The sequence below is a fragment of the Acidovorax sp. genome (assembly GCF_046339755.1).
GTDB lineage: Bacteria > Pseudomonadota > Gammaproteobacteria > Burkholderiales > Burkholderiaceae_C > Acidovorax.
In genome coordinates this window covers 1-8,826 of the sequence record NZ_JBKDTZ010000203.1, presented here as the reverse complement: position 1 = coordinate 8,826, position 8,826 = coordinate 1, and the positions used below count along the sequence as shown (strand labels likewise).

Genomic DNA, 8,826 nt, shown 5'->3' with positions numbered 1-8,826 from the left:
GCCGAAGAACTCGGCCTCGAGCAGGTTCTCGGGAATGGCGCCACAGTTCACGGCCACCCAGGGACCGTCTGCGCGCTGGCTGCTGGCGTGCAGGGCCTGGGCGACCAGCTCCTTGCCGGTGCCCGACTCGCCGTGGATCAGCACCGGCGCCATGCCGCGCGCGACCTTGGCCACGCGCTGCTTGACATTGCGCATGGCGGCCGATTCGCCCACCAGCCGGTCCAGCGCCGACGAGGAGGCCTGGGCATCGACCGCGCCGCCGCCACCCCCTGCGCGCCCGCCCGGCGTGCGCGCCGCGCGCGGCGCGGGCACGCCCCCTGTGCCCTGGATGGCCGAGGCCACGACCGAGCGGAACTGCTTCAAGTCCACCGGCTTGGTCAGGTAGTCGAAGGCCCCGGAGCGCAAGGCTTCCACCGCATTCTCTGCTGACCCATAGGCCGTCATCACCACGCAGCGCTCCTTGCGTTGCTGCTCGCGCAGGTCCTGCAGCAGCTCCATGCCGAAGCCATCGGGCAGGCGCATGTCGGTGATCACGGCGTCGAAACGCTGGGCCTTGAGCTGCTCGCGTGCCTCCTGCACGCTGGCGGCCGTCTCCACGCGGTAGCCCTCGCGCAGCAGCGTGAGTTCATAAAGCGTGCGCAGATCGGGCTCGTCGTCCACGACAAGGATGGAGGCAGCAGGAGCATTCATGGGAGAGGAAGAAAAAGGCTTCAGACCACGATGGTGTCGAACAGCGAAGCGGGCTCGGCGGGGCGGGTGGTGCGCCGAAAGCCGACTGTAAATGCATTGCCGCCGGTATCGCCGCGCTGGGTCAGGCGCACCAGGCGCTGGTAGCCGATGGAGGCGCCGTGGCGCTGGCACAGCTCGCGGCAGATATACAAGCCCAGGCCGCTGGAGCGGCTCTCGGAGGAGAAGAAGGGCTCGAACAGATGGCGCTCCACGGACTTGTCCATGGGGGCACCGTCGCTCCAGACCTGCAGGCTGACCTGGCCCGTGACGGTGGTCCGTGTGTTGATGCACAGCGAATCGGGCTCCGGGCCCATGTAGCGCAGGGCATTGTCCAGCAGGTTCACCAGCACGCGGCGCAGGTGTTCGGCATCGAACTCCACCTGGGCATCGCCGGCACTCAGCGCCACCAGGCCGCGCCGCTGGCCCGCATCCTGCCCCTGCCAATCGCTCCAGATCTGGGCCACGGCAGAGTCCAGGTGCAGGGTGGAGGCCGGTGACTGGCTGATCTGGTGCTGCACGCGGGCGATGTCCAGCACCTCCTCGGCAATGCGCGCCAGGCGGTCGGCGTTCTGTTGCACCATGTGCGCCAGGCGCTTCTGGCCCGGGTCTGTGAGGTCTTCTTCGAGCAGTGCGTTGGCCTGGACGATGGCCGCCAGGGGGTTTCTGATCTCGTGCGCGACCGCGGCCGACATGCGGCCCATGGCGGCGAGCTTCTCGGTGCGCAGGCGCGCCTGCATCTCGCGCAGGTCGTGCAGGAACATCACGCACAGCCGCTCGGTTCCGGCCTGGCGGGCCAGGTTGCGCGAGGAGGTGAGCCAGGTGCGTACGTGCAGACCCGTGGGGCTTTCGCCAATGTGCAGCAGATCCGCATCGGCGGTCTGGGGCTGCTCCTGGCGGAAGGTGCGGCGCGCCAGCTTCACCAGCGGATCCCAGGCGGCCGAATGGGTCAGCGAAAACGGCAGCGGGGGCAGGGGCGGCTGCCCCAGCAGTTGCAGCGCGGCCGGGTTGGCATTGCGCACGGTGTCGTTCTCGTCCACGACCAGCACGCCGTCCGTGAGGTTCTGGATCACCAGGGCGCTCACCTGTGTCTGCACGCGCGCCGTCATCTGGCTCTGCTGGGCCACTTCCTGCTCGCGCGCCAGGCGGGTGGCAAGCTGGTGCACCAAGTAGGAGACGATGAAGTAGCCCGTGCCAGTCAGGGCGCTTTGCAGGTAGCGCTGGGGGTCGTCGACCCCGGCGCGTGAGCCCAGCCACGCCAGGCCCAGCAGCATCAGCGTCACACCGGCCGTGGTGCCCAGTGCCAGTGTGAGCGTGCCCAGCACCGCCGCCATCAGGATCGGCAGGCCAAACAGTGGTGTGTAGTTCAGGGCGCCCGAGTGCAGAAGCTGCAGGGCGCAGACCACGGCCAGGTCGACACCGATGGATGGCAACCAGTGCATGCCCGTGCCCGGTGGCGGCGGCCGGTGGCGCGCCAGGATGCGCATCAGGATGGTGGCGGCCAGGTAGGCCACGGCGACTGCCAGCGTGGCCGGGTCCAGCGCCTGGTTGACCGCCTGGCCCAGGGTCTGCAGCAGGACCAGGGCGATGGCGACCATCACCCGTGCGGTCAGGAAGCCCTTCCAAAGGCGCAGGAAAGGCGCGTCCACCGCCGCTGGCAGGTCGTTGCCCGGCGCGCTGTCGGCCATGGCCGCCGTCGGTTCAGGGCTTGCCAAGGCGCAGGTGCTCCAGGCTGCAGTAGGTGCTCTCCCCCTGGGTCTGGGCCTCGGCGCGCGGCACATGCACGCCGCAGTGCGCGCAGGCCACCATGTCCTGGGGCAGGGCGGGAGGGCGGGCCGGGCCGGGCCGGGCTTGCCTGGGCGCGGCGCGGTTGTTGCGCCAGATGCCGATGGCCACCACCAGCACCACCAGCAGAACGAGGTACTTCATGCGCTGCGCCCCAGGATGACCTCGAGCACGAAACGCGAACCCACATAGGCCAGCAGCAGCAGGCCGGCCCCGGCATAGAGCACGCCCACGGCGGTGCGCCCGCGCCAGCCAAAGCGCGCACGGCCCAGCAGCAGTGTGGCAAACGTGAACCAGGCCATCAGCGAGAAGATCGCCTTGTGGTCCCAGCGCCAGGCCCGGCCATAGAGCGCATCGCCGAACAGCCAGCCGGCCAGCAGCGTGGCGGTGAGCAGCACGAAGCCGGCCGCCACGAAACGGAAGGTCAGCCGCTCCAGCGTGAGCAGCGGGATGCCGCTGTGCGGGTCTTCGGCTTGGCGGATGTGGCGCTCGGCGCGCGTCATCAGCCAGGCATGCACCACGGCGGCGCCGAACAAGCCGTAGCAGGCGATGCCCAGCGCCAGGTGCAGCGGCAGCCAGGCCGAGGCCGTCACGTGCAGCGGCTGGCCCGGGAACACCAGGGCCAGCACGATGGCCAGCGCGCCCAGCACCGCCAGCACCCAGCGCGCCTGCATCTGGGGGAACAGCTGTTTTTCGACCGCATACACCGTGAGCACCAGCCAGGCCGTCATCGACAGGGCCGGCGCAAAGCCGAAGCGCGGCGCCTCGTTCCACAGCCCCAGCACCAGGGTGGCGCCATGCAGCAACCATGCGACCAGCAGGGCGTTGCGCATGCCCGCCGCCCCCAGGCGCGACGCCGCGGCCGCGGGCATGGCATAGGCCGCCGCTGCGGCAAGCGCGAGCAGCCAACCCATGGGAGAAGCACTGGGTAAAATCATGGGCACAGTTTAGTTGCCTTTCGCTTCACCGCCAGCGCCCTGGCGGGCCCACCCGTGCCAATCGCCCGTGGGCAACACCGGAACAATCCCTATGGCCTCCGCCCTTACCGACAAACTCACGCGCCTCGTCAAGGAGATGCGCGGCCAGGCCCGCATCACCGAATCCAACGTGCAGGACATGCTGCGCGAGGTGCGCATGGCCCTGCTCGAAGCCGACGTGGCCCTGCCCGTCGTGCGGGATTTCATCGCCCGTGTCAAGGAAAAGGCCTTGGGCCAGGAGGTGCTGGGCTCGCTCAAGCCGGGCCAGACCCTGGTTTCCATCGTCAACCGCGAACTCGCCGCCACCATGGGCGAGGGCATCTCCGACATCAACCTGGCCGCCCAGCCGCCCGCCGTGATCCTGATGGCCGGCCTGCAGGGCGCCGGCAAGACCACCACCACGGCCAAGCTGGCCAAGCACCTGATCGAAAAGCGCAAGAAGAAGGTGCTCCCCGTCTCGGGCGACGTCTACCGCCCGGCGGCCATCGAGCAGCTCAAGACGGTGACGAAGCAGGCCGGCGCCGAGTGGTTCCCGAGCACCCCCGAGCAGAAGCCGCTGGATATCGCCCATGCCGCGCTCGACTATGCCAAGAAGCACTACTTCGACGTGCTGCTGGTCGACACCGCGGGCCGCCTGGCCATCGACGAAGCCCTGATGAAGGAAATCAAGGACCTGCACGCCGCGCTGAACCCGGTGGAAACCTTGTTCGTGGTCGATGCGATGCAGGGCCAGGACGCGATCAACACGGCCAAGGCATTCAAGGAAGCCCTGCCCCTCACCGGCATCGTGCTGACCAAGCTCGATGGCGACTCGCGCGGCGGCGCGGCCCTGTCCGTGCGCCAGATCACCGGCGCGCCGCTCAAGTTCGCCGGTGTGTCCGAAAAGCTCGACGGCCTGGAAGTGTTCGACGCAGAGCGCCATGCGGGCCGCATCCTGGGCATGGGCGACATCGTGGCGCTGGTGGAGCAGGTCACGGCGGGCGTGGACATCGAGGCCGCGCAAAAGCTCGCCGCCAAGGTCAAGAGCGGTGACGGCTTCGACCTCAACGACTTCCTCGGGCAGCTGCAGCAGATGAAGCAGATGGGCGGCCTGTCCAGCCTCATGGACAAGCTGCCGGCCCAGTTCACCGCCAAGGCCGGTGCCGTGGACATGGACAAGGCCGAGAAGGATATCAAGCGCAAGGAAGGCATCATCCAGAGCATGACCCCGCTGGAGCGCCGCAAGCCCGAACTCATCAAGGCCACGCGCAAGAAGCGCATCGCCGGTGGCGCAGGCGTGCAGGTCCAGGAGGTCAACCGCCTGCTCAAGGAATTCGAGCAGATGCAGGACATGATGAAGAAGATGAAGGGCGGCGGCCTGATGAAGATGATGAAGAAGATGGGCGGCATGAAGGGCCTCGGGGGCGGCGGCATGCCAAAAATGCCGTTCTGACCCCGGCCTTCGAACCACCACAGCCCTGACGAGCGCCCGCTCGTTAGAGCCTGTTCAAGATCTTTTTGGAGCCGCAAAAAGATCTTGAACAGGCTCTTAGGGCTTTTTCATGGGCGGTGGCGGCAGCGGCCAGGGCAGCCAGTGCCAGGGGTGGTCGCGGTTGGCCACCCATTGCGCCACGTCCTCTTCGGTGAAGGCCAGGCCCAGGCTGTCGGCGCGCGAATGCGCCACCCATTGCCGGCGGCCGCGCGCATAGGCGCTGCCGAAATCCTGCCAACTGTGGAAGCAGTCGGCCGCACGCTGCGCGTTGTGGTGCAGGATCTGCCATTGCGTGGCCTCGTCCAGCCAGCCCAGCAGGGCGGCGGTGCGGGTGGCGAAGGCCACGCGTGCACAGGCCAGGGCCATGGCGTCGCGCGGGGCATCGTCGGAGCGCAGGGCATCCAGGCCCATGCGGAACCAGCGTTCGCGCCACTGCCCGGGCAGGGCGGCCCGGATCTGGTCTTCGGCCATGTCGCTGCGCAGGCCCATCAGGTGCAGCAAGGCCGGGCGCAGCGACTGCTGCAGCGGCTCGGACAGGTGCGGCATGCGCGCATCGGCAAAGCCCCCTTGGATGCGCGCGAAGGCCATGGGGTCGGCCAGCGCCAGGGTCCAGTTCCAGTGTGCGTCCAGTACGTACTGGCGGCGCAGGCGCGGCCGCCCGTACCAGCGCAGGAAGGGCCCCAGCATCCACAGCAGCAGCCGCCAGGCCAGCCAGCCCACCAGGCCGACCCCCAGCGCGATGAGCAGCCAGGCGATCATGGCGCTGCTCGCTCCGTGGCCGGCGAGCCCCCTGCCTCCAGTGCCGCGGCCACGGAAGCCGCCAGCGGCAGGCCCTGCAGCAGTGCGGGGTCGCGCGCCGCCACCAGCCACTGCACCAGCGGCGAGGGGGCGGGCAACTCGCGCACCAGCGCGGGCCGGGCCTGCACCAGGCGCAGCTGGTCCTGCTCGTGCACCACGTCGCGCACGGCGCACCAGCCCTGGGCCGTGCGCACGATGCCCATCTGCAGTGCATCGGGGGGCGCATCCTCGCAGGTGGACAACTGGTTGAGCAGTGCCAGCACCTCGCCCTGGTAACGTTCGATGGGCGGGCGGTTCTGCTTGCCCTTGATCTGGTCGATGGCCAGGCGGCCATCCTCGCGCACATGGGCGCTGATCGTGATGTGCGGCACGTGGCTGGCCGTGCGGTAGGAAAACAGGCGCATGCGCCCCTGTTCGCAGGCCTTGGCATAGTGCTCGCCGTAGCCGCCGGCCAGGCTGCGCCGGCTCGCGAACTGGCCCAGGCAGTGGCGCATCATCTGGCTCTCGTAGGCCATCTCCGCGCGCAGGTGCGCGCTGTCCGGCCGGAACTCGATGAAATGGCCCTGCTCGCCCTGCCACACCAGGGCCACGGCATCGGCTTCGTGCTCGCGCCAGCCGGCGGCGGCCTTGGCCTCGTAGGCCGCATGTTCTTCGGCCCACAGGGCCAGCGCCTGCGGCGCGGTCACGCGCTGCAGCTTGCCCTGCAGCGCGGTGCCCTCGCGCGACAGCAGGAACTCCACAAGCCGGGCCTCCAGCGCCAGCACCGCGTCGGCCTCGGGGTCGATCCACCACAGGGGAATTGCCGGCACGGGCGCATGGCGCGCAGGGGTCTCGCCCAGCCGCGCCAGTGCCCAGGGCGGAACCGGGGCCGGCTTGAGCAGTGCCTGTGCCTGCTCGCGCTGCGTGACGGCCTGCACTGCCGGTGCCGGCGCCTGCAGGTTGCCCACCACATGCCGGTAGAAGTGGTTGAGCAGCCAGGCGCGCACCTCTTCGGGGTCGCTGCGCTCGCTGGATCGCCGATCGATGGCGCTGCGGATGGCGGGGGCATTGACCACGTCGCGCGCGCCGTAGGTGCCGCGTGCGGCGGCGCCAGGCGCCATTACCAGAGCTTCCACCAGGGCTTGCCGGCTGCCATGGCCTTCTTGCAGCTGGCGATGTCGTCGCGCGCGTAGCCGGCCTGCTCGGCGTCGCTCTCGTCGCCCGGGCGCACCATTTTGAGCGACTCCTGGTAGAGCGCCATCGCCTGTTCGTAGTGCTTGGTGTTCTCGTACACGTTGCCGGCAAGGCGCCGCACGCCGGGCAGCGCATTGGCTTGCACGCGCGGCATCACGCGCGTGAGCCGCGCCAGCGCGTCGGCCGGCTGCGACCACGCCAGGTTGCGCAGCATGACCATCAGGGTCCCGAGGTAGTCGTCTTCGTTTTCGGCCTGGTCGTCGCGGTCCAGGCCGTTCCACCATTCATCCAGGCGCTGCAGCCAGATGTCGATCTCGTTGTCGCGGTCCAGCTCGTAGAGTGCGCGGCACACGCTCTTGAAGTAGCCCGTGGGATCGTGGCGCCCGTAGCCGTGGTCCAGCGCGTAGTGCCACAGCATGTCGGCCGCCGCAATGAGCTCGGCCTTGCGTTCCGATGCCGAGTAGCAGGACACGAGGCCGTTGTGGTGCTCCGCGAAGGGGCTGGTGGCCAGGCCCTTGTGGTGCAGTTCGATGGCCTTGTCGTACTCCTTGAGGTTCCAGCGGTAGTAGATGGCCAGGTTGTTGCACAGCATGGAGTAGACATGCACGTCGCCATCGCGGAACCAGCCTTCACCGGTGGCGAAGAAGGCCTCGAAATGCAGCACGGCGGCCTCGTAGTAGCGGGCCTTGAGGGTGTCGATGTCCTGCTCGGGCCAGTCCTCGTCGCTGCTGGCGCCGCAGGCCTGCTGCAGGTGGAAGTCCAGCCATACGCCGAGGTTGTAGCACCAGCCGGCTGCGGGCGAGGCCGCAAACGGCTGTTGCAGCGCCTTGGTGACGCCATGCACCTTGACCCGGCTGACCCACAGCGCCTGCAGCAGGTCGGGCGCAGCCATGGCGGGCTCGCGCGCTGCCGTCTCCAGCAGCGGCAGGGCGCGCCCGTGGTCACCGGCGGCAAACAGGCGCAGTCCGTCCAGGCAGGCCAGCGCCGGATGCTCTGGCGCGGCGCGGCGCACCTGCGCGAGGTGGTGATCGATGAAGGCGGCGGGGTCTTGCGGGTCTCCTACCAAGCCGGCGTCGTTCATGGCGGCGCTGGCCAGTGCCAGGTGCCAGCCGGGGTGGGGCGTGGCGCCCCGGGCCAGGTGCGCCTTCATCTGCGCAAGCGCCACAGTGCAGGCATGCTGCGTCGAGCCGGGGCGCTGGCTGCTGGCGCTCTCGAAGGCCAACTCTGCCGCGTCGTCCAGCCGGCCGGCTTCGAGCAGCAGGTCGAGCACGAAGATGCTGAAGTCGTCCTGCTGGTCGTTGGTCAGGCCGAAGCGGCCCTGCCTGGCCTGGGCCAGGGCTTCGTCGAGCCGGCCCTGGCGCTGCAGGGCCCGGGCCTGCAGGCGGGCACGGCGCACCGAGACATCGCGCTGCAGCGGCCGGGCGAGGTCGGCGGGCATGCGCGCCGGGATCTGCTGCACGATGGTCGCGATGCTCGTGGGGTCCAGCGCCACGAACTGCTCGCCCAGCTTCAACCAGTCCTCGTGGTCCACGTCCTGCCCGGGGGCGGCGTTGTGCAACTGGTCCATGGCCTGCTGCACCAGTTGCCGTGCCAGCGCCGCGTTGCCTTCGGCGGCCGCCACTTCGGCCAGGCGCGTGGCCTGCACCGCCTCGTCCCAGGCGCGGTAGGCCGAGCGCTCGGGCTGCACCACCTGCAGCGCATAGCGGGCGGCCACACAGCGGCGCCACACCCCAAAATCCTGGCTGCGCTCGGCCTGGCCAGCCAGGTGCTCCCAGGCCCGGTCGGACTGCTGGTCCAGCGGCGGCTGGGCCAGCAGGCGCGCCATGCCGTCGAGCGCCTGGTGCAGCAGCGCGGCCTGCTCGGGCAAGGCGCGCAAGGCCTGGGTGCGCGCGAAGC

At 69.6% G+C, this 8,826-nt stretch carries 8 protein-coding genes; 1 reads left to right on the top strand and 7 read right to left on the bottom strand.

The features are described 5' to 3' along the window. The 4 genes from ACK59X_RS16875 to ACK59X_RS16860 all read right to left on the bottom strand — a co-directional run. On the bottom strand, nucleotides 1-690 hold a 690-nt coding region (locus ACK59X_RS16875), incomplete at its 3' end, for a sigma-54-dependent transcriptional regulator (protein WP_409958996.1). 20 nt (nucleotides 691-710) lie between these two features. Further along, entirely contained in the window at nucleotides 711-2,414 is a 1,704-nt protein-coding gene (locus ACK59X_RS16870; RefSeq protein ID WP_409958998.1) for a sensor histidine kinase, read from the bottom strand. Between the two features lie 13 nt (nucleotides 2,415-2,427). Then, a complete protein-coding gene (locus tag ACK59X_RS16865) occupies nucleotides 2,428-2,655 on the bottom strand; it encodes a PP0621 family protein (protein WP_409958994.1) in 228 nt (75 codons plus the stop codon). Beyond that, nucleotides 2,652-3,449 carry an inner membrane protein YpjD gene (locus tag ACK59X_RS16860; RefSeq protein WP_409958992.1) on the bottom strand — a complete coding sequence of 266 codons (798 nt, stop codon included), beginning with the start codon at nucleotides 3,447-3,449 and terminating at the stop codon, nucleotides 2,652-2,654. The genes ACK59X_RS16865 and ACK59X_RS16860 overlap by 4 nt, the downstream gene beginning before the upstream one ends. 91 nt (nucleotides 3,450-3,540) lie before the next feature. Between ACK59X_RS16860 and ffh the strand changes: the two genes are divergently transcribed. After that, the gene (gene ffh / locus ACK59X_RS16855) at nucleotides 3,541-4,920 is read left to right on the top strand and encodes a signal recognition particle protein (protein WP_409958990.1); all 1,380 of its coding nucleotides are present in this window, start codon (nucleotides 3,541-3,543) and stop codon (nucleotides 4,918-4,920) included. Between the two features lie 96 nt (nucleotides 4,921-5,016). On the opposite strand, the gene ACK59X_RS16850 is transcribed toward ffh, so the two are convergent. The 3 genes from ACK59X_RS16850 to ACK59X_RS16840 all read right to left on the bottom strand — a co-directional run. Then, nucleotides 5,017-5,718, bottom strand: coding sequence for a DUF1266 domain-containing protein (locus ACK59X_RS16850; RefSeq protein WP_409958988.1), 702 nt, complete (start codon nucleotides 5,716-5,718; stop codon nucleotides 5,017-5,019). Beyond that, entirely contained in the window at nucleotides 5,715-6,872 is a 1,158-nt protein-coding gene (locus ACK59X_RS16845) for a hypothetical protein (RefSeq protein ID WP_409958986.1), read from the bottom strand. Before ACK59X_RS16845 ends, ACK59X_RS16850 begins: the two co-directional genes overlap by 4 nt. Then, nucleotides 6,857-8,826, bottom strand: a 1,970-nt coding sequence (locus ACK59X_RS16840) for a hypothetical protein (protein ID WP_409958984.1), incomplete at its 5' end; no start/stop codon positions are given. The genes ACK59X_RS16840 and ACK59X_RS16845, both read right to left, overlap by 16 nt.

Excerpts from the sequence above, each read along its gene's own strand:
- ACK59X_RS16870 (WP_409958998.1), bottom strand. The coding sequence starts at position 2,414 with ATGGCCGACAGCGCGCCGGGCAACGACCTGCCAGCGGCGGTGGACGCG.
- ACK59X_RS16865 (WP_409958994.1), bottom strand. The coding sequence starts at position 2,655 with ATGAAGTACCTCGTTCTGCTGGTGGTGCTGGTGGTGGCCATCGGCATC.
- ACK59X_RS16860 (WP_409958992.1), bottom strand. The coding sequence starts at position 3,449 with ATGATTTTACCCAGTGCTTCTCCCATGGGTTGGCTGCTCGCGCTTGCC.
- ffh (WP_409958990.1), top strand. The coding sequence starts at position 3,541 with ATGGCCTCCGCCCTTACCGACAAACTCACGCGCCTCGTCAAGGAGATG.
- ACK59X_RS16850 (WP_409958988.1), bottom strand. The coding sequence starts at position 5,718 with ATGATCGCCTGGCTGCTCATCGCGCTGGGGGTCGGCCTGGTGGGCTGG.